This window comes from Sphingobacterium pedocola (assembly GCF_015209965.1).
Classification (GTDB): domain Bacteria; phylum Bacteroidota; class Bacteroidia; order Sphingobacteriales; family Sphingobacteriaceae; genus Sphingobacterium; species Sphingobacterium pedocola.
The window spans coordinates 2,019,507-2,038,770 of record NZ_MU158689.1; the positions used below are offsets into that span (position 1 = coordinate 2,019,507).

A 19,264-nucleotide genomic window follows, 5' to 3' on the forward strand; every position below is an offset into this window, starting at 1 on the left:
AAATCACCGGCCAGTATTAGCAAAATGCTGTAACGCCTCTTCTCTGGAAACACCGAAATAGTTGTATCCGACTTTATTGGTTTCGTAAATAAATTCGTTTAAACTATTACTTTGATATTTTGAAAAGTCTCCGATGATACCAATGGGCATTCGGTATTGCGCAAATTTCTGAAGAATGTCTCCAGCTATTTTTGTTTTCAGATCAAAAAAAGAGGGAATAATATTCTCTTCATGTAAGATGATTTCATCAAACCCCTGATAATAAACATTTCCCAACAAATCCAACGCGGATTCTGTATCCTGAATAAGGACCTCATCTGAGATGATCTCGGCAATTCTTATGTCGTTTGTGTTGTGTTCTTTAATTTCCATAATATAGTAGGATGTACACCGATGTAAAATAATGATGTATTAATTATTAAATCAGCGGTATATATCTTCGCTTCGCAGCGATGTTATGTTAAGCCTTAAACGGCATTCCTTCTCCGGTTTCTGCAAAAGCTTTTAAACTATTGATAAATTGAGCCCAACCAGCTTGGCAAATGTCATAGCACTCGACATGGGGAGTTAAGCCAATGTGAGTCAGTTTTAACAATGTTGAATCGTTTATATACTCAATTTCCCAGTTTATAGTTGTTCCAATCCATTCGGTTTTATTTTGAAGTTCCGGAATATCGATTACCGAGTCCCTCACTAGCCAGACAACCTTTTTATCGGGTTGCAGTTGTGTTACCTCAAATGTTTTATAAATGCTGTCCCCGAACCTTACTGTATAGGTGCTGCCTTCTTTATCACTTGCACCCTCAAAATGCGCTGACCACCATTTGGGAATAAACTTCGTCAATGCCTGATAAACTGATTCAGGCCTCGCGTTTACATTAATTTCATTTTTGTAATTTTCCATTTTATAATTTTTAGTGTTTATAACTCGATTTCGACCAGCTTTTATGCCTGCTCGGATCATATCGCCATAACCGTCGTTTGCAAGATGAGTGGCGTAATTTTGTGCTGCATTATAGCTGTTCAGCGCAGACGATACATCACCCATATCTTCATGACATTTACCAATGTTAAGATATAACGAAGGCAAAATAGCCTTGATTGTTTCATTATCAATTTCTAATGCATGGTTTAATGCGGTTTGATCCCATAATAGCTTGTCCGCCACGGATTCTTGATGCCGGGCAATGTAATGAGCAGCAGTAAATTTCTCAAAATCGTTTGAGGCAATATCCCAGGCTTGCTTAAAAAGTTCGAAAGCATCTAAGTTTTTTGCTGCGCCCTCTAACTCCATACCCTTAGCACATAGTTTTACCACTGGATTGTTCTGGTCAAAATTCATTTTTATTATATGTTTTAGGATGTTTTCCGTAGCTATTATGGTACTCTTTGCCGGGTTTTGGAAAAGTGAATTTTAAAGCAGACCATATATCATTTATACTCATACAAGTACTTTCTACCAGAACATGATCGTATCCGATCCTGATAACTTCCGTCAAATCCAAGTCGGTTCCTAACTGCTTAGCTTTTGGCCATGAAACCCATAATGTACCTTGCGGATGTAAATGAGCTTTCATCCTGTCAAACTCTTTTTCGAGCATCGTTTTTTGGGTTACAAAAAGATGGATATAATCAAACCCACCGTCCAGATTTTCCGTATAGAAGCTTTCTGGTAATCCCATTTCCGGCAGTGGTTCTGAGCTTTTATTTAATACGATTCCCTTATCAGAAGTGGAAAGTCTAAGTTTTTGCGCTATTGTTTTCGTTGACATATTTTTATAAAGCCTTAAGTTTAATCACCTTGAATAATAATGGCAGAAAGCCTAGTGAAATCGTGATATAAAGTGCTACTCTAACCAGATTTAATTGTTTCCAAAGTCTTACTTTTTCAACAAGCTCGTGTCCCGACCTAATTTCAGTTGCACCACTTTGGAACGATATAATGTTAGGCGCAAAGTAAATCAGTGTCCAGACTCTAATTATAATATGAAAAATCAGCAACAATAGCAGCCAATTACGGACTGCGTCGATTTTCCAGCATAATGCGATAGCTGCAATGAAAGTGATCTCATGAATTGAATGGGTTATTATCCAGAAAGTCTTTAGGTTAATACCTTTTAATAATCCAAGGGAGAATGGTGGGTTAGAAGTCCACTTCGGAACGATAACTGCTGTCTCAAAAATTTGCGCACCGTTTAAAAGAAAATAAGCCAGAATGGTAATTACCAATGCCCATTCTGATCGTTCTAAATATTGCTGATTGATATCCATTGTAATCGTATTATTTATAATTATGGATTAACTTAGTTTTTTCAAGAGTTCCAAAATAGAGAATGGCAGTCCCCCTTACGGCGTGTATAGAACTTTAATGTATTAGGGCTAACAAACGAGGTCATGATGGAATTTATCATTCCGGTTCCTGACCTTATTTAACAGATCCGTATTATTTATAAACAATAGAGCCATTTGTTCCTAACGACACGTCTTCCTTCTTAGATCCATTAGCAACATTAATGATGAAATTCTGTGGGTTATGAGAGCCAAGTATCTTCGCCAAATTTACTTTGACGTTCAATTGTTCTTGCGTATCACAATCATCTGCTCCATCATTGTATAAAACAAGGTTTATCTGACCAGGACTAGAAAACATGACTGATCCGTCCCAAACCACGTTAAAATCCTCTTCTTTGCAACCGCCTTTAACAGTTATGGTTAATATGTTGCCTGATCTTGACAGGTTTTCAATTTCAAAACTACCTTGTTTCGCTTCTCTCTCCGAAATCAAGGCGTCATATTTTTGAGCACTTTTCAGAAGATTTGCATCTAAAGTAGAATCAGCGTTGTCAGTAGATTTTTTACATGAGGAAACTGAGAATCCTAATAGCGCTATTAAAGCGCAATAAATCAATTTGGTCTGTAATCTTTTCATTTTTTATATCTTTTTAAATTTTATATCAGATACGTCGTAACTGAAACTTCCGCTACATCCGTACAAAAAAATATTTACCATCTATTTTTGTTTAGATGGTAAATATATAACGTTTTGTTTTTAAAATCAAAATCATATTCTGAAAATTTCCATTAGCATTGCTTTTTTAATTCGATGATGTATACAGTATTAGCGCAAGTGAAGTCTATTGTATATTGCGATATCTAATACTATCGTTATCAATCAAACACGACCCTAACGTTTCTTAAATAAATCCATGTGCTTAAATTTAGTTCGTGGGATCCATCACGTAAGATTAATTGTAACAAAAAAGTCAACGGATAAGCACAAATACAATATTTACTACCAAACTGTATATTGAAGGTAAATTTAGTACTTTTACAAAGTAATTTTTCAGTAGTGATGCCGAAAGTAACTAAAAACGGAACTTGATATGGGTAAAACACGAAGTATAAACTCACTGAATATTGACAGTACAGTGTTGTGCTGCAATTTCGTCAATACCCAAAGTTCGTGGACTAGTGCCGATAGATATGATTATTTCCAAACGTATGATGATTTTATCGAGTGGTGTTTGAAGGTTAATATTTCGAGCCGTGAACAGCTACAAGGACTTCGGGAATTTGCTGCAGAGCAGTGGGAAGATGCGGAAGCTGCACTCAATCGTATTAAAGAGATAAGATCCATTTTACACGGGTTAATTTCCGCTGTTGCGAAAAATAGTGAAGAAGAACTGCTTCATTTCTTGCCCACCTTTAATCTACTATTGCGTGTAGATGCCGTATCACGACAGAGATTGGTCTATAGAGATAAAAAGTTTACCATAGATCAGATTAATATTTCGGGAGATCTAACTGCCCCTGTATGGCTTGCAGTTGAATCATTGGCTACTCTTCTGGCTGAAAGTGACCTGGCAAGAATCAAAGAATGTCCTAAATGCGGTTGGGTTTTTCTAGATGAGACGAAAAATGGCAAAAGAAAATGGTGCAATCCGAAGTACTGTGGTACAAGTGACAAAATGAAACGTTATAATGACCGGAAAAAAAATACCACAGAGTGATTATTTGATTAATCGAATATTAATATTGGAACAATTGCATGGAGAAATGTTACAATGACATATTGTTTAAATTGGAAGTTGCCATCAATGATCTAGAAATTGAAACTGATTATTCTATTCAGAGAATCGAAACCGCTATAAAATATATAATCAGTTCTCTATCCGAATTGAAACAATTTGTGATCAAAAAGGACTTTAAAAGCATACAGGAAGAAATATATTTTTTTAAGCACCAAAAACCCGTTATTGTTTCAAAACTCATCTACTATAATGCCATTTATAAAATTGAAACAAAAAAGCCATACGGGACTAAGTGCATAAGGAAATATTTTACCAAAGAACTAAAAAAGCTAAAGAGGTTCTTTGATAATAATCTTGATTTCTACAAATATTATAGAAGCCATAATTCATTTCTTGACGAGAATTTTTTTGTACGTGAAAAACACGATATAAGACTGTGGCTAGACACATTTTATTTTGAGGCAGATCATCGATTTTCTACTTCACACGATTATAAGGTTGCTAAAATAATAGCCAATGACCTTATACAGGTTTACATTGAAGATCAACTCAATAGTATAAACAAGCAAAGAAAAATCGAGAGTTCAATGTTGACGTGGACAGCTAGTAAAACTGATTTAACTGAGCTTATTTACGCTCTCTATGCACAAGGTGTATTTGGGAACGGCAAGGCAGATATAAAATTAATTGTGAAAAGCTTTGAAAGTTTCTGCAATATCGATCTCGGTGATTTCTACCGTACTTATCTGGAATTGAAAAACAGGAAACTTAATCGGACGAAATTTTTGGATACCATGCATGAAAGTCTTTTAAAAAAGATGGATGAACAAGATGAGAGGTAACTATTTTCAAAATCACAATCGTATAGACGATCGCTCTTTATTTGTAGCTTTATCAATAATTGGCGTTGGTGCATCCTCTGAAGGTTCTGGAGTGATTGACAATTGTATTTTTCGTTCTACAGAAGCCAACTCCGTTTTGAGTTCGCTCAACCGCATCTCCTTACTCCAAGTACCGTTTACTACTTCCTGAAGGATAGGCAGATCTTTTTGTATTTCAGCAATTTTCTTTTGTTCTTGTTCAATGTAAACTGGTAGTTTTTCCAATGCGTTGAGAAAATTCATTGATGCCAATTTTTCATCTTTGGCTATAATACCGTTATTGTAGGTATATTTAATATTTCCCTCTCCCTGAATCAGAAAACGGTTTACCCGAATATCCACACCGTCTTTTTGAGACATTTCCGTTTTTACTAAAAGCTGAAAACCGTAAAGGCTTCCGATTTCTTCATAACTCCCACCTGTACGCGATTTATCGGCAAGCTGGTTCAGTTTTGTGCCGATTTGCTTGATGTCGGCATTAGGCGGTAAACCGTCTAGCATAATAGGGTTGGCAACAGTACCATCCGACCGCTTTTGTATGCGTTGCTGCAAATTGTCCCAGTCGAGGCTCATGCGATCAAAGCGGGATTTGGCTTTGTCAAGTTCTGCCGAATAGTCTTCCAGCTTATACTTGGCACTGAATTTAGAACGATTAAAAGCCTGCTTTTCGCTTTCCAATCCGGCAATCTGCTTTTCTAGTTTGGCTTTATCCAGTAGATCTGTATTTCCTGACAGGATAGCCACATATTCCGAAAAGTTCATTCCTGATTTTTCGTCCATGCTACCCTCATCAATAGTTCGCTTGCCAAGGTTGTTGGTTTTTAATTGGTCTATAAATAGTTGCTTATTGTATAACAGATTAAACTTATAGCTGTCCAATGATTTTTCTACTGCATAGATAATTACATCTACTTTATTTTCTGCAAAAAACTTGGCGATCTCATTGCCTTTACGAACAGCTCTGCCGTCCCTTTGGGCAAGGTCGCTTGGTCGCCACGGCGTATCGAGATGATGAACGGCGACGGCTCTTTTTTGTGCATTCACACCAGTACCCAACATACTGGTTGAACCGAACAGTACACGGATTTTGCCTTCGTTCATCCCTTTGATAAGCTCCTTGCGTTGCTTATCATTTTTTGCTTCTTGTATAAAGCGGACTTCATGAGCCGGAATGCCGTGGTCTTCCACAAGCTTGCGTTTGATTTCGGAATACACATTCCATTCACCTGGCTTGTAGGTTCCCAAATCAGAAAAAACAAACTGCGTTCCTTTTTGTGCGTTGTATTGGTTGTAGTACTTAGCAATGTTTACTGCACAATGAGAACCTTTGTTGTCGGGGTGGTCATCATACGCACCGCTTACCATACGCATATCCAAAGACATCTTACGGGCATAGTCGGTAGCGATGAGCATTTTTGCCTTTTCTTCTGACGGAGATAAAGGAGCTCTTCCTAATAAAGAAGCATTTCCCGATTTGGCAAATTCCATTAGTTTTTGAATAAACACTTCCTGGTCGGGCGTAGGCGGTATGTTGTACAGTACTTCGTTCTTTTCAGGACGGTCAATGCCTATATCTTTTGCTGTCCGGTAATCCGTGATTTCGGAATAGAATTGTGCCAGTTCCGGCACTTTGATAAAATAGCGGAAACGTTCTTTTGCAACAATATTGTTGGCAACCGAAAATTCATAATCGGTCGTTTTCCTTGCGTAAATAGCAGCCCAGGAATCAAAGGAATGAATAAGACGTTCTAAAATACTCTCCATCCACGCTATAAATTCAATTCTGTCGATATTCATATTTATATGTTTAATGGTAGTCTTATTGCTTGCCAGTATTCAACTTTCTGCCTTTTTCGATATAGCTTTTGCCTCTTGCCATCAGCTCTTTTACATACTCGTCACTGGTTTGTACAGCATTGGCATTTAGCATATCCTTGATAGCCCCTATGGTATAGAAATATTGTCCATAAAGCTTTGAATAAGCTATCTCACCCTTGCTACGCATTCGCCATAGGGTTTTTTCGCTGATATGCAGATATTGGCATACCTCATGGTTATTCAACCATAGCTCATCGTAGATATTTTCCTCCTGTCTTTTAAGGTAATCGGCAATGGCATTGATACGGTTGTTCAACTGTTTCCATGCCTCTTCTTCAATTGTTATAATTTTCATTGCACAACTCTTTAATGTCACTTATGCAAATTTGAGAAGTTTGGCAGGGTTTGTCTGCCAAGCCTTACCAATTGGTTTGGCTGTTTTTTAGAAATTTTCACAATTAGGAAAAACCCTTGTTTTATAGAGTTTTCAAGGCATTAGAGGGGGTTTAGAAAGGAGTTTTGCTAACATTTGCCAATTGGCACATATGGGTAAAAGAAAAAGCAGTACGTTTTGGTACTGCTTTTAACTTTTTTGAATGTAAGCTGTATAAAATGGCTAAAGATCTTTATCCATGTATTCTTCGAGGGAAATTTTGAGTTGGTCTAAAAATGCTGTCCGGGAACCTGCTCTTGTTTTCATACGGGGAAACGCATGATGAAGATCACCCAACGAAACACTAAAAACTATCTGCGCTATCATGCTTAGTTTTCTTATCCCCACTTTTCCATGTGATACAGCTCCTGAAGCATACATCGCATATATGAGTTCGACAAGGGCATTTTTACTACTCGTCCAAAAAATGTCTTTAGTGGCTTCTTCATCCTTAAAGTTACTGTCCTCGATCGAATCTAATTTAAGATGCAAATAATTTTGGAGCAGATCGTTGGCTATGATGCGTGCAACTTTATAATCATAATAAGTGGAAAAGTGATGGTCGATTTCAAAAACAAAGCTGTTCAACCCATCATAGAAATTAATATTGCCCAATCTGAAAAAGGTCTGGTCTCGGTCATTTCTTCCCGACCGATAGTATCTGTAGAATTCTGAATTAAAAATATGCTCTTCAAATTCCTGTTTGAGTTCTTTTATTTGGTTGGAAAAATAGTTCCTGTATATTTTTCCGCTACCGAGAGGACAGGCACATTCAATACGATAAACCTTGTTGTAATAAATCAGTTTACCAAGAATACCAGGTTTGACGTTCCTGAAAAAATTGATTTCATCCCATTCACTCTCAAAACCTTCTTTCGTAACTGATGCTTTTAATGAGATAAGGACTTCTTGCAAATAGCTAATCATTTTGAGTGCCTCGTCCAAAGACCCAGATGCCTCATTCACAATTTTGCTTTCATATTGACTTACATCGTCAATGATTTTATGTAAAGAGTATTTCATGGCAATATAGTTTTTGTTAGAATACTAATTGCAATTGAAGAATTGCTCTTTACAAAGATTAGGATTATCAATCGCTCTTTTTCCCAAGTTACACCCAAGTTGGGTAAGATTTTTTTTCTTATTCAGGTTTACTTTTCTTTATATAATACTGAATGCGATTTGTTTTATATCAAATTTAAAAAGCAAAAAAAACTGCTTAGCACAAAAGATCTTATTCATATTTTGTAAATTTGCACTGAGTTACAAGGAGAAAACCACTGAAAGTGAGTGCAGTTAGCACCATTACTTAATCGTTACCTATAAGAAACCTCCTTAACGTAATCTACTCTGTATTAACTCGCTTAGAGTTTTCTAATGTTTTTTTCAAAAAAAAGATGTTTTTGTTTCTAACAGTACAACCATTCTAATCATCAAGGAGTTTTGAAGTGATGTACCCCTTTTTTGATGGCGATATACGTATCGGAAAGAAAATTCGCATCCAAAAAAATACGAGCGCAATCTTACAGGTAGGTATAAAACGAAAGATTAGCGTATCATGGCGCGATTTATTCGATAAAATACCTGAGATACAGTCTATTCCAACAATATGTGTGTACCTGTGTTATATTTCTAGAAACAGTATAGTATTACACAAAAAATTAAACAAAATGGAAAATTTACAAAACCAGCACACGGAAGGGGAAATGACGAAAAAAATCGAGAATATTACAGCGAAGATTCCCTCAGATACGTACCTGTGCATATCCGTTGCAGCTATGGCAACGTCGGCTGTACTTAAGTGTATGGGACACAAGCATACCGCACTATTTATCGGACAATGGGCCGCTCCATTTCTACTTTTCGGCATCTATAATAAAATAGTGAAAACCGAGGGGCATGATTGACAGATCGATAAGTATATAGAATAGCGGTTTCCAATTTTTCCATGTTTTGGAGACTGCTATTCTTTTCAGGAAACAAGGAACATAATGAATAATCACCGAGGAGGATATAAAACTATCAGCGATGAAACAAAGCGACGATAACAAATTTATACCGATGACGTCCTTTCACAGCAATACAGGAAAGGAAGTTAGGGATGACCTTTACTACTATACGAATCAGATCGTAAATATCATTATGATCGGAGATCCGACTACAAGCAACTGGGTGCTGGTGGATACGGGCATGCCAAAATGCGGGGATGAGATTTTATCGCTAGCTTATGATCGTTTTGGAGTCGGTCACGAACCGTCTGCAATCATTCTTACGCATGGGCACTTTGATCATGTCGGTAATGTGGTGCATTTATTGGAACATTGGGATGTTCCGGTTTTTGCCCATACGCTGGAATTATCCTATTTGACGGGCAGCAAAGATTATCCCGAGCCGGACAGTTCGGTTGAGGGCGGGCTTTTGGCCAAAATATCGTCCATGTATCCGCATGAATCAATAGATATAGGTGAGAAGTTACTTCCCTTACCCCCAGACGGTACGATACCATTTCTCCACGAATGGAAATGGATACCCACCCCTGGCCATTCGCCAGGTCAGATCGCACTATTTAGGGAAAGAGACAGGTCGTTGATCTCCGGTGATGCTTTCATTACGGTTAGACAGGATTCATTTTATAAAGTGCTAATTCAGGAAACCGAAGTTAATGGTCCGCCTAGATACCTTACAACGGACTGGAAGCGGGCATACGATTCCATCGTACGGCTTCGCGAGCTCGATCCGCAATTAGTAATTCCCGGACACGGACAAATGCTCGAGGGAATTAAGCTGACCACTGGACTGGACAATTTAATTAACAATTTCGATGAGCTGGCAAAGCCGGACCACGGTCGGTTTATTTGACCTTAGATGAATTGCAAGTGAGGCCTGATCTGTAAACCAACGATATCGCAACGTTCGTGTTGCGCAAGACAAAATCCGACCGCCATAGCGATGTCCTCTGCAGGCAGCATCTCAAGATTATCTACTTTTTCTTCTTTTTCTGACGTGCTTCCTGCCTGCATATCGGTATCTACAGCACCTGGCTCAATTAACGTTACTTTGATTTTTTTGGGATTGAGCTCTTTTCTCAGGGCTTCCGAAAACCCCTGTATGCCAGTTTTCGTAGCGACATACACTGAACTGCCCGCTTCCCGGACGTCCGCGCTCATGGATCCAATGTTGACGATGTGGCCTTTTCCCTCGGCTGCCATCCGTTTTGCGGCATAATGGCTACAGGCAAGATATGCTGTTAAGTTGGCGCGGACAAGATAGTCCCAGTCTTCATAATCTCCTTCGGACACGCTGCCATAGCCTAAGGCAGCGTTGTTGATCAGTATATCCACTCCCCCTAGGCGTTGGTCTGCCGTTTCAAACAAGCGATCTATGTCTTCCCGCTTGGCGATATCAGCGACAGTTCCATCGCAGGACCCAGTTGTGGCTACTTCCTTGCTAGCGGCTATTGTTTCATCAATCTGTTCTTGATGACGGCCGCATATCAGACAGCGTGCCCCTAAGGACGTAAGTAATAAGGCAATTTCTCGGCCGATCCCCGTGCTTCCTCCGGTGATCACAACTCTTTTTTCGGATAGACTTTCTTTCCAATAGGCATTTAAATCTTTCATATCGCTTTCGTTTAATGATTTTAAAAATTTGTTATATACATCTATTTCCTTTGCTTTTTTTACTTCTTTTTCTTTTGCTCCATACCTACCCCCAATGTATAGTAACGCGGTCGCCCCCTTTTAAAAGGATTGACTTACCCCTGATGATTACCTCTTTTTGCGGTTCTCCCCCATGGACTTCCAGCCGGTATTCCTTTTCTGAAGGACTTGTTATCCAGACACGGCAACTGTAAGCTGGTATACCCGTAAGCCGGAACGAAAGGGAATTTTTCAGGCGTTTCATGTCAACTGCTGGATATTCCAAAAATAGTCGAGTGCCCTCCTTATCCAAATCGAAAAAGTGCCGGTTTACCAAGTTAAACAGTGCTCCTGCACCGTATACTTCTTGACCTACCTGGCCTACCGGTTCCCAGCCGTCGCCGAGATCCTCTACGGGCATCCAAAGGTCCTTGTCTAAATAACCGGATTTGACTTCTGGAGCCAGAATATCTGCGGGCAATAAGGGAGGGAAGTAATGGGGTATGCGTTGACAGGCGTATTTGACATATTCTGGCAAGAGTGCCCGAATACCTTCCGGCAAGGGAGCACGATAAGCATAAGCCATCTGCAGATAACGGTGCGCGGAAGCAAGGCATTCATGCTCCTCAAACACCGCCGAGTACGGCGCGTCCTTGAGTGGAAAAAGGGCAAAGAAGCTTGGGTATTCTTTACTGTTTCCATATTGGCGGTCCCACAAGGATGTGTTGCGCAGAATGTTGGACATAAACAAGACGCTAAGATCAAGATAGCGGTCTTGCTTAGTAATAGCCCATAGTTCTAGCAACGCTTCTGCTGCAAAACTGCTATTATTTGCTTGATATAAAATATCGTGTTCATACGATCGCAGTCTCGTTACGGCTCTAACGGCTTCATCGATATATTTTTTTTTCTTTGAAAGTTCGTACGCCCGCAACATGAGCTGGGCATACATGCCTGCTACATCTTTTTCGCCCCCTTCGCCGGGTCCTGCCTCCTTCTTTACAACTTCCAATGTGTCCATATCGTAAAAAATGGGCCACTTGTATTTAAAATTCCTGGCCACACGGACGCTGTAATCCACAGACTGAAAAAACATGTCTTTTATTTTTTCGTCTACGTGCCCATCCCGAACGAGATGTGATATAGCAAGCAACGGATGGTGCAGATACCATGAATCCATAATCCGCGGTTCTTTCTGCTCTTCTGAACCATCTAAACGGTTCTCCTCTTTAGGTAGCCACCGTATAAATGTCTTTATCTTCGAATCGAAAAAATGTGGAATCGTTTTAATAAGGGTGTCCGCAATATAATCCAGCTTGGCTGATTCTGCCTTTTTACAGATGGGTAAAAGTGGAATAAGTACCGCGAGCTGAACCATGATTTCTACCGGGTTCTCATAATCGCTTACATAAGCGTTGAGGTAAGCCTGCGCTTCCACCTGCTCCCAGCACCCCTTATACGTATATAGGTCAGAAATGCAGTTTGCCAAATACTGCTCGTAGTCCTGCACCTTCGTTGTCGGGCGATCTATTTTGCGGTACACGATTTCCTGCATACGCAGATAGCTTGATGCTACATCAAATTTATCCTTTGGTTTATTCGAGTGGTATAATACAAAGGTGTCCTTCAGGATATACTTCTTTCCTTTTCGCAGGGAACGTGTAGATGATACGGGGATCGTATAACCTAGCTCCGGCCATTTAATTTTTACCGTATCGGCCAATGAAACCTGAACGTCTTCTGCATAATCATTAAGTGCACCTAAATTCTGGAAATAAAAAAGGCAACCCGGTGTTGACTTTCCGAAATCCACAAAAGCAATCCCTGACCGGATTTGCATCTGCTCCGCGTACGCCTCCCCTTCGGGGGCGGGCGAAAATGAACTTCTTTTCAGTATTAATAGGTCGGCAGGCATGTCATCGATGAGTACATCCTCTTTGGGCGTGAAGCGTACCGCATAATGAAGATTGAGGCCGGCCTCCTGCCCCGTTTCTATGTCGACCTCAAAAGTTCCGTTGGACGTCTCCATACGGACTCGCAGCTTATTCTTTCCTTTTGTAGCCTGGATTGCATTCGGGGCTATATCCCGGCCATCGACAATGCGGCAAAAGACCACCCTTCCATTCGGTAGGTTTACACAAAGCGTCAATATACCCATTATGCTAAGCAACCTTATGCCGTCCTTTGTTCCGGTTTCATTATAGATGACCTGGTAGGTGCGGTATTTAAAAGCTTGGATATACGCTTGCGTGGTATCCTGCAACGGCAAATGGTCTTTATACATAGCAAAGATTCTTTAATTCATCGGATTAAGAGTGCGCTATCCGAACCGTACTGCATTACATTTATGTCGATACTTAACATACTTTTTTTATTGGTTTATAACCATTGGAAACCCGCCGTGGCTAACCGTGTTGCTACAGCGGGCAACTGTACGACTTCTCTGGCCGGTACACTATATTGTCGTCTCGTCGTCGATTTCTGAGTCTTCACCCATGAGATCTTCAGCGTCATCAAGGTTGCTACCCTCGGCGTCTTCATCCTCCGAATCGTAAGGCGTACCCAACTCTTCGTCCTCTTCATCCGGGACTGGCTGCACATGCCCCCGTACTGCTCGATCGATATCGCTCTGCTGCGGCTCTTTTTCGACGCCTTCCACGTCATGCAGATCGTTTGCGGCATTTTCGGGATGATCAGAATGCCGATCTTCGCCTTCCGGAATCCGGATAATCATTGCTATTACGAAACCTGGTCTCTTCTCTAGCTGCGCTTGTTCATATATTTTCATAGTCGTGTATTTATTTCTTTTTTGTTCGGGGATTTGGTCCCGCCTTCTTCTCCATATTCTTAACGGTCTTTTCCTTAAACTCGGTAAATGCATCTACAAGCTGTTGCATCTCGGGATCCAGGCCCGGTGCAAACTCTTCCGGCCGCTCCGGCGCGATAGGATTTGGATAGGATTCCCTAGGTTCTTTTAGTGTTACCAATTCGGTTCCGTCGTTAGATGGCGCACTACCTTGGAAAATCTTTTCCATCTGTGAGCCGTCGAGTCTAAAGGTATACTGTTCACGATGGATGCCCGCGTCCATCAATTTCTTTACCTCAGGATACTGCGCGGCATCAAATTTCGGAATCGGTAATGCTTTCGCCCAGTCGACCCCCAGCGTTTCCAGCGCTTTAGCAAATGCCATCTGATGGGCTTCATCGCGTGCAATGAGAAAAGCGACAGTTGCTCTAAGCGTTTTGTTCGATGACATCTGATAAATTCTGCATTTTTGGAGTCTACCTGTAGATTCCAGTACCAAGTTGTCCATCAGATCCAATATGAGGTTACCGTGATTGTGCACATATGAACCGCTCCACGGATTGCCGGCTGCATCTACAGGCAACGCTCCTTGGGCACCAACGATAAAATGATGCGGGTTTTGCTGTTCTTTAGCCATATCCATCGTCGGAACACCCCCTTTACCGGGGACGTCGAACTTACCACCATGGTACTCCGGCGCACCGTCAAGCAAACGTGAAATCGTTTTGGTGATCAGTTCCACATGGCTGATTTCTTCGATACCGACTCCCTGGATGAGGTCAAGATAAGGAATGCCATCGCCCCTAAAATTGAAACTCTGAAACAGGTACTGCATCATCGTGCGCATTTCGCCGAACTGTCCGCCAAGCCCCTCCTGTAGCGCATTGGCTGCCGATGGATCTGGCTGATCGTCGACAATGGGATTAATTAAACTTTGAACGTGGTAAAACATAATATATTTATTTAAGAGTTATAAATAGCGGCTATTTTACTAACCTGAAGTAGCGATTGATATACATTTCGCACCGGAATGGATATCTCCTACTTTCTGCTGTGCTTAACCACATGCAGCACAGAAAAGTTTCTGACAATACATCCAAGGAGTATTAAAGTGTAAAATAACGTATTTTACGTAGGTGAGAGACATCATTATACGGTACGAATGAGGTGTGTAAACGAGTTACCCTTGGCGATAAATGTTAAGCAATTTTTACGTTATCAATAAATCTCAGTGTCGAGAAATGACGACAGAAAATATCTGTGGCTTGTCTGGAAAGTGGTATGAGTAGAATGTTGAAAAGGTAGTAATCCGCTCGTACTTCCTGTCGTAAACTGACGATTTCCTTCCTTGTTGCTCATCGATAGACATACACAAGGCGATATGACTTTGCACATCTTTATCTAAAAAAAGGAGTAGATATTCATGAAACTATTTTGCAAATAAATAGTTAATAGAGGTAAAAAGATGCTTATGTTTCATTTAGCTATTTTGGTATCTGACGGGTTTGATGAGCAGGCGGTAAAAGCTTCCCAGTCCTATTTTAAAAAACAAGGGTACAGCTATGAATTGGTTTCTCCTAAAAAAAGTGAATTCGCTCGTTCGTGGAGCTATAAGGACTGGGGGGCCTCCTATGCTATTGACCGACATATCCATGAAGCTGATCCAACAGCGTACGATGCGTTAATTATGCCCGGGGGGGCATTAAGCATTGATAATCTCCGTACTGACAGCGACGTGCAGACATTTGTACAATCTTTCGTATGCAACAATAAGTTAATAGGAACATTATGTCACGGTGTGTGGCCTTTGTTGGATATCGGTTACATAAGGGGCAAGCATATAACAAGTGTGCGAACTATTAAAGTTGACATTGAAAACGCCGGTGGCATTTGGGAAGACGAGCCCGTCGTTGTGTACGGCAACTTAATCTCCAGCCGTACCAGTGACGATATGCCCGATTTCCACCGTATATTACACGAAATTTTGCAAAGCAGATTACAGGTATTGCGTCCGAATAGCTCATAGTATGATAGATGTATATAGAAACTCTTCTGCCGGTAAACGGTTACAATACAGAACATAAAATTATAAACAACGAAGCGATTCGAGCAAAGAAGTTTTGTCATCTATACCGCGTTCAATTCACAGTCGGCTCTGCATTCTCAATCATCGTCGATCACTCCTCGAATTCATGGATCATTACCGAAGTACTTTGAGCCGTTTTATTATCAAATTGTTCATGTAAAAATCGTAGCGCTTGGTCTTCTGTATAAACCGAACATATGGCTTAAATAGTATTTAAAATATAATCATTATATTTGTTGTACAAATAGTTGTTATGCTAACGGAAAAATACAATCAATATTCGTTTATTTTAGATCGTACGGCCAGACGGGTAAAGCAATTTGCACAAACCGCGTTCGCACAAAATAACTTCGACTTAACTGTTGATCAGTGGACAGTCATGCGCACCCTCCATGAAACTGCGGCTATGACCAATAGAGAGCTAGCGGAAATGTGTGGCAAAGATCAACCCACATTGACACGGATAATTGATCTACTGATAAAAAAAGGATTAGTCGAACGCGCTAGCCACCCATCTGACCGAAGGTGTCTCACCTTACAGCTAACGGAAAGTGGCACGACGAAGATCAATCAAATTGCACCGAAGGTGGCGGCGTTTCGCATGCAGGCCTGGGAAAATCTTTCTGACGAAGATTTTACGCACTTCGTGCGAATTTTAGACACAATTTATACGAATTTAACAAACAAAGATGAATAATATAATACAAACCGATATATGTATAATAGGTGCGGGTCCGGTAGCCCTATTCGCTGTATTTGAAGCGGGATTACTCAAAATGAGATGCCATCTTGTCGACGCATTGCCTCAAGTTGGTGGTCAATTGTCTGAGATATATCCGCAGAAACCGATATATGATATTCCCGGATATCCGGCCATCAAAGCTCAAGAACTCATTGATAATCAGATGGAGCAAATAAAACCATTTTCTCCTACGTTTACCTTAGGAGAGCGGGTTGATTCCTTGGAGCAGCAAACCGATGGATCTTATATCGTTTCGACTTCTGAAAATACAAAAATACACTGCCAGGTGATTGCGGTGGCAGGGGGATTAGGGTGTTTTGAGCCCCGAAAACCGGATGTAAAAGACATTTTGGATTTTGAACGAAAGGGAGTTGATTACATGGTTAAAAATCCAGAAATCTACCGGTCAAAAAAAATAGTGATTGCGGGAGGCGGTGACTCGGCATTGGATTGGACAATTTATTTGAGCGATATCGCCGAAGAAATTACCTTAGTACATCGAAGTGAGAGTTTCAGAGGAGCACCCGATTCGGCAGACAAGGTTTATGAGCTGGCAAAAAAAGGTAAAATAAACCTACTATTATCCCACAATCTATTGGGTGTACAAGGCAATGGTTCATTGTCTCACGTGAAATTAGCCAATAAAGCTAAGGATGAATTTTTGATAGAAGCAGACCATCTGATTCCATTATATGGCTTAACGCCAAAATTAGGTCCGATTGCAAATTGGGGCTTGAATATTAACAAAAATGCCATCGAGGTAAACACATTTGATTATTCGACCAATGTAGAGCGCATATACGCTATTGGAGATATAAACACTTATCCTGGAAAATTAAAGCTTATTCTTAGCGGTTACCACGAAGCAGCTTTAATGATGCAAAGTGCCTTCAAATATGTGTATCCAGATCAAAAATTAAGTTTTAAGTACACCACTGTAAACGGTATCAATACTTTTTAAATAAATAACACTTTTCCTTATGGACGAAAACATCATCACAATAGAAGTGGAAGATCGAGATGGTACATTGCATAATATCGATATACCGACAGACGTTAATCTTAGTTTGATGGAAATCTTAAAGGCCTCAGAATATGAAATCTTAGCCACATGCGGTGGCATGGCGCTATGTGCAACATGCCGTGTTCAGATCAAAGTCGGCATTGAAAAACTCCCTGAGGCAGAAGATCAGGAACTCGACATGCTTGACACGCTACCTGACGCCGATGACAATAGCCGATTGGCTTGTCAATTGCGGTTAAAAAATGAGCATAATGGATTAAGCATAAAAATAAGAGGTGCATTACAATAAATTGTGTACTTAATACACTAAGCAAATTGTCTTTAAATGAAATAAACCCCCTTTTTGTGCTAAAAATGAAACTTTATCTCTTAATTTAAGCCCAATATATTGAAAAATAATTACTGAAATAACGTAAAATTTTAGGATATTTGAGCTTTAATTTTTTTCGAAACAAAACTAAATAAACGATATATGTTGTTGACCCGTTCTGAGCGTTCTTTTCCCCGCGTGATTGTTATTGGAGGTGGCTTTGGTGGCGTAGAGGTAGCCCGCAAACTAAAGGATAAAGATTTAGAAGTGCTACTAATAGATAGGAACAACTTCCATACATTTCAGCCCTTAATGTACCAGGTTGCGACGGGTACGTTGGCTTCAGACGCGATCTCGTTTCCGATTCGCAAAATGTTTAAATCACAACATAATTTTAGATTCCGATTGGCGGAAGTAACTCGTGTTGATTCCGAGCAGAAGGTAGTACACACTTCTGTGGGTAGCTACGATTATGATTACTTGGTGATTGCTACGGGTGCTATAACAAACTTTTTCGGTAATAAAGAAGTAGAAACATACTCTTTACCTATGAAAAGCATCAAAGAGGCATTGAATATCAGAAGTTATGTTTTACAGAATCTGGAAGAGGCTGTATTACGCAAAAATATGTCGGAAAGGGAGCGTTACCTCAACTTTGTGGTGGTGGGTGGCGGACCTACCGGAGTGGAGTTATCGGGAGCCATTGCCGAAATCCAGCTTCACATGTTGAAAAAGGATTATCCTGAACTTTCAGAACACGAAATGAAGGTATTTCTTATCGAGGGAACGGGAAAAATACTAGGGGCACTATCAGAAAAGTCTTCACGCGACGCGGAACGATACTTAAATGAGCTAGGTGTGAAGGTGATGTTGAATACACAAGTAACGGGCTACGACGGAAATACAATTACGTTTAGCGATGGCGAAAGCATCCCAACCAAAACAGTGATCTGGGGAGCTGGAGTAAAAGGACAATATCCGGAAGGGCTGAATCCAGAAATTATCGAACGTGGCAACCGGATCCGCACGAACGGGAAATGTCAGGTAGAAGGCCTAGAGAACGTGTATGCCATAGGAGATGTATCAGCAATGGTGACACCCGAAAATCCAAGAGGCCTTCCTGGTGTAGCACCGGTAGCGCAGCAGCAGGGAAAATATGTAGCGGAACAGATCGTAAGTCTATTGTCCGGAATAGAACCTATCGCCGACTTCAGCTATTTTGATAAAGGATCAATGGCTACTATAGGGCGTAATAGAGCGGTAGTCGATATGGGGAAAATCCATATGAAGGGATTTATCGCCTGGATGACCTGGATGTTTGTCCATTTGGTTTCCATATTCGGATTCCGTAACAAGGTGATCACTTTTGTTAATTGGTCGATTAAATTCTTAACGAAAAACTCCGGCATCCGTTTAATTGTCAATAAATATCACAGACCTGATCCTATTGTGGTTAAAAAAGAAATGACGGAACAAAGTTCTTAATAGCCTAGGA

At 40.4% G+C, this 19,264-nt stretch carries 21 protein-coding genes; 9 read left to right on the plus strand and 12 right to left on the minus strand.

The window, feature by feature from the left end:
• Nucleotides 1-3: 3 nt before the first annotated feature.
• From C4F40_RS08490 to C4F40_RS08510, 5 genes are all read right to left on the minus strand, one after another.
• Nucleotides 4-372 carry a DUF4180 domain-containing protein gene (locus tag C4F40_RS08490; protein WP_196938904.1) on the minus strand — a complete coding sequence of 123 codons (369 nt, stop codon included), beginning with the start codon at nucleotides 370-372 and terminating at the stop codon, nucleotides 4-6.
• An 88-nt stretch (nucleotides 373-460) separates the two neighbouring features.
• Nucleotides 461-1,342, minus strand: a complete 882-nt coding sequence (locus tag C4F40_RS08495; protein ID WP_196938905.1) for an SRPBCC family protein — start codon at nucleotides 1,340-1,342, stop codon at nucleotides 461-463.
• Nucleotides 1,332-1,772: a hypothetical protein gene (locus tag C4F40_RS08500; RefSeq protein ID WP_196938906.1), complete on the minus strand. Its 441-nt coding sequence runs from the start codon at nucleotides 1,770-1,772 to the stop codon at nucleotides 1,332-1,334. Before C4F40_RS08500 ends, C4F40_RS08495 begins: the two co-directional genes overlap by 11 nt.
• 4 nt (nucleotides 1,773-1,776) lie before the next feature.
• Complete coding sequence (locus C4F40_RS08505; protein ID WP_196938907.1) at nucleotides 1,777-2,271, minus strand: transposase; 495 nt, start codon at nucleotides 2,269-2,271, stop codon at nucleotides 1,777-1,779.
• Nucleotides 2,272-2,443: 172 nt separating this feature from the next.
• The gene (locus tag C4F40_RS08510; protein ID WP_196938908.1) at nucleotides 2,444-2,929 is read right to left on the minus strand and encodes a hypothetical protein; all 486 of its coding nucleotides are present in this window, start codon (nucleotides 2,927-2,929) and stop codon (nucleotides 2,444-2,446) included.
• Between the two features lie 454 nt (nucleotides 2,930-3,383).
• Between C4F40_RS08510 and C4F40_RS08515 the strand changes: the two genes are divergently transcribed.
• Nucleotides 3,384-4,010, plus strand: coding sequence for a CGNR zinc finger domain-containing protein (locus C4F40_RS08515; protein ID WP_196938909.1), 627 nt, complete (start codon nucleotides 3,384-3,386; stop codon nucleotides 4,008-4,010).
• Between the two features lie 62 nt (nucleotides 4,011-4,072).
• Nucleotides 4,073-4,873, plus strand: a complete 801-nt coding sequence (locus C4F40_RS08520) for an RteC domain-containing protein (RefSeq protein WP_449325341.1) — start codon at nucleotides 4,073-4,075, stop codon at nucleotides 4,871-4,873.
• Between the two features lie 12 nt (nucleotides 4,874-4,885).
• Here the strand turns inward: C4F40_RS08520 and C4F40_RS08525 are convergent, their stop codons facing one another.
• The 3 genes from C4F40_RS08525 to C4F40_RS08535 all read right to left on the minus strand — a co-directional run bounded on the left by C4F40_RS08525 (nucleotide 4,886) and on the right by C4F40_RS08535 (nucleotide 8,186).
• Nucleotides 4,886-6,709 (minus strand): helicase-related protein, encoded by a 1,824-nt coding sequence (locus C4F40_RS08525; protein WP_449325342.1) that lies wholly within the window; start codon nucleotides 6,707-6,709, stop codon nucleotides 4,886-4,888.
• 22 nt (nucleotides 6,710-6,731) lie between these two features.
• Nucleotides 6,732-7,085 carry a helix-turn-helix domain-containing protein gene (locus tag C4F40_RS08530; protein ID WP_196938910.1) on the minus strand — a complete coding sequence of 118 codons (354 nt, stop codon included), beginning with the start codon at nucleotides 7,083-7,085 and terminating at the stop codon, nucleotides 6,732-6,734.
• Nucleotides 7,086-7,346: 261 nt separating this feature from the next.
• Nucleotides 7,347-8,186, minus strand: coding sequence for an RteC domain-containing protein (locus C4F40_RS08535; RefSeq protein ID WP_196938911.1), 840 nt, complete (start codon nucleotides 8,184-8,186; stop codon nucleotides 7,347-7,349).
• A gap of 647 nt (nucleotides 8,187-8,833) precedes the next feature.
• Here C4F40_RS08535 and C4F40_RS08540 point away from each other — a divergent pair.
• Entirely contained in the window at nucleotides 8,834-9,070 is a 237-nt protein-coding gene (locus tag C4F40_RS08540; RefSeq protein WP_196938912.1) for a hypothetical protein, read from the plus strand.
• Between the two features lie 121 nt (nucleotides 9,071-9,191).
• On the plus strand, nucleotides 9,192-10,022 hold the full coding sequence (locus C4F40_RS08545) for an MBL fold metallo-hydrolase (protein WP_231389968.1): 831 nt from the start codon (nucleotides 9,192-9,194) through the stop codon (nucleotides 10,020-10,022).
• Between the two features lie 2 nt (nucleotides 10,023-10,024).
• Here the strand turns inward: C4F40_RS08545 and C4F40_RS08550 are convergent, their stop codons facing one another.
• The 4 genes from C4F40_RS08550 to C4F40_RS08565 all read right to left on the minus strand — a co-directional run bounded on the left by C4F40_RS08550 (nucleotide 10,025) and on the right by C4F40_RS08565 (nucleotide 14,559).
• Nucleotides 10,025-10,783: an SDR family oxidoreductase gene (locus tag C4F40_RS08550; RefSeq protein WP_196938913.1), complete on the minus strand. Its 759-nt coding sequence runs from the start codon at nucleotides 10,781-10,783 to the stop codon at nucleotides 10,025-10,027.
• An 85-nt stretch (nucleotides 10,784-10,868) separates the two neighbouring features.
• Complete coding sequence (locus tag C4F40_RS08555) at nucleotides 10,869-13,085, minus strand: glycoside hydrolase family 88 protein (RefSeq protein ID WP_196938914.1); 2,217 nt, start codon at nucleotides 13,083-13,085, stop codon at nucleotides 10,869-10,871.
• 171 nt (nucleotides 13,086-13,256) lie between these two features.
• Entirely contained in the window at nucleotides 13,257-13,589 is a 333-nt protein-coding gene (locus C4F40_RS08560) for a hypothetical protein (protein WP_196938915.1), read from the minus strand.
• Between the two features lie 10 nt (nucleotides 13,590-13,599).
• Complete coding sequence (locus C4F40_RS08565) at nucleotides 13,600-14,559, minus strand: manganese catalase family protein (RefSeq protein WP_196938916.1); 960 nt, start codon at nucleotides 14,557-14,559, stop codon at nucleotides 13,600-13,602.
• A 519-nt stretch (nucleotides 14,560-15,078) separates the two neighbouring features.
• Here C4F40_RS08565 and C4F40_RS08570 point away from each other — a divergent pair.
• From C4F40_RS08570 to C4F40_RS08590, 5 genes are all read left to right on the plus strand, one after another.
• Nucleotides 15,079-15,633: a DJ-1/PfpI family protein gene (locus C4F40_RS08570; RefSeq protein ID WP_196938917.1), complete on the plus strand. Its 555-nt coding sequence runs from the start codon at nucleotides 15,079-15,081 to the stop codon at nucleotides 15,631-15,633.
• A 313-nt stretch (nucleotides 15,634-15,946) separates the two neighbouring features.
• On the plus strand, nucleotides 15,947-16,390 hold the full coding sequence (locus tag C4F40_RS08575; protein ID WP_196938918.1) for a MarR family winged helix-turn-helix transcriptional regulator: 444 nt from the start codon (nucleotides 15,947-15,949) through the stop codon (nucleotides 16,388-16,390).
• A 1-nt stretch (nucleotide 16,391) separates the two neighbouring features.
• Entirely contained in the window at nucleotides 16,392-17,396 is a 1,005-nt protein-coding gene (locus C4F40_RS08580) for an NAD(P)/FAD-dependent oxidoreductase (RefSeq protein WP_196939300.1), read from the plus strand.
• A 19-nt stretch (nucleotides 17,397-17,415) separates the two neighbouring features.
• Entirely contained in the window at nucleotides 17,416-17,748 is a 333-nt protein-coding gene (locus C4F40_RS08585) for a 2Fe-2S iron-sulfur cluster-binding protein (RefSeq protein WP_196938919.1), read from the plus strand.
• 183 nt (nucleotides 17,749-17,931) lie between these two features.
• The gene (locus C4F40_RS08590) at nucleotides 17,932-19,254 is read left to right on the plus strand and encodes an NAD(P)/FAD-dependent oxidoreductase (protein ID WP_196938920.1); all 1,323 of its coding nucleotides are present in this window, start codon (nucleotides 17,932-17,934) and stop codon (nucleotides 19,252-19,254) included.
• Nucleotides 19,255-19,264: the final 10 nt, after the last annotated feature.

What these genes read in the sequence shown, in the direction of transcription:
- C4F40_RS08490 (WP_196938904.1), bottom strand. Translation starts at nt 372, where the DNA reads ATGGAAATTAAAGAACACAACACAAACGACATAAGAATTGCCGAGATC.
- C4F40_RS08495 (WP_196938905.1), bottom strand. Translation starts at nt 1,342, where the DNA reads ATGAATTTTGACCAGAACAATCCAGTGGTAAAACTATGTGCTAAGGGT.
- C4F40_RS08500 (WP_196938906.1), bottom strand. Translation starts at nt 1,772, where the DNA reads ATGTCAACGAAAACAATAGCGCAAAAACTTAGACTTTCCACTTCTGAT.
- C4F40_RS08505 (WP_196938907.1), bottom strand. Translation starts at nt 2,271, where the DNA reads ATGGATATCAATCAGCAATATTTAGAACGATCAGAATGGGCATTGGTA.
- C4F40_RS08510 (WP_196938908.1), bottom strand. Translation starts at nt 2,929, where the DNA reads ATGAAAAGATTACAGACCAAATTGATTTATTGCGCTTTAATAGCGCTA.
- C4F40_RS08515 (WP_196938909.1), top strand. Translation starts at nt 3,384, where the DNA reads ATGGGTAAAACACGAAGTATAAACTCACTGAATATTGACAGTACAGTG.
- C4F40_RS08525 (WP_449325342.1), bottom strand. Translation starts at nt 6,709, where the DNA reads ATGAATATCGACAGAATTGAATTTATAGCGTGGATGGAGAGTATTTTA.
- C4F40_RS08530 (WP_196938910.1), bottom strand. Translation starts at nt 7,085, where the DNA reads ATGAAAATTATAACAATTGAAGAAGAGGCATGGAAACAGTTGAACAAC.
- C4F40_RS08535 (WP_196938911.1), bottom strand. Translation starts at nt 8,186, where the DNA reads ATGAAATACTCTTTACATAAAATCATTGACGATGTAAGTCAATATGAA.
- C4F40_RS08540 (WP_196938912.1), top strand. Translation starts at nt 8,834, where the DNA reads ATGGAAAATTTACAAAACCAGCACACGGAAGGGGAAATGACGAAAAAA.
- C4F40_RS08545 (WP_231389968.1), top strand. Translation starts at nt 9,192, where the DNA reads ATGAAACAAAGCGACGATAACAAATTTATACCGATGACGTCCTTTCAC.
- C4F40_RS08550 (WP_196938913.1), bottom strand. Translation starts at nt 10,783, where the DNA reads ATGAAAGATTTAAATGCCTATTGGAAAGAAAGTCTATCCGAAAAAAGA.
- C4F40_RS08555 (WP_196938914.1), bottom strand. Translation starts at nt 13,085, where the DNA reads ATGTATAAAGACCATTTGCCGTTGCAGGATACCACGCAAGCGTATATC.
- C4F40_RS08560 (WP_196938915.1), bottom strand. Translation starts at nt 13,589, where the DNA reads ATGAAAATATATGAACAAGCGCAGCTAGAGAAGAGACCAGGTTTCGTA.
- C4F40_RS08565 (WP_196938916.1), bottom strand. Translation starts at nt 14,559, where the DNA reads ATGTTTTACCACGTTCAAAGTTTAATTAATCCCATTGTCGACGATCAG.
- C4F40_RS08570 (WP_196938917.1), top strand. Translation starts at nt 15,079, where the DNA reads ATGTTTCATTTAGCTATTTTGGTATCTGACGGGTTTGATGAGCAGGCG.
- C4F40_RS08575 (WP_196938918.1), top strand. Translation starts at nt 15,947, where the DNA reads ATGCTAACGGAAAAATACAATCAATATTCGTTTATTTTAGATCGTACG.
- C4F40_RS08585 (WP_196938919.1), top strand. Translation starts at nt 17,416, where the DNA reads ATGGACGAAAACATCATCACAATAGAAGTGGAAGATCGAGATGGTACA.
- C4F40_RS08590 (WP_196938920.1), top strand. Translation starts at nt 17,932, where the DNA reads ATGTTGTTGACCCGTTCTGAGCGTTCTTTTCCCCGCGTGATTGTTATT.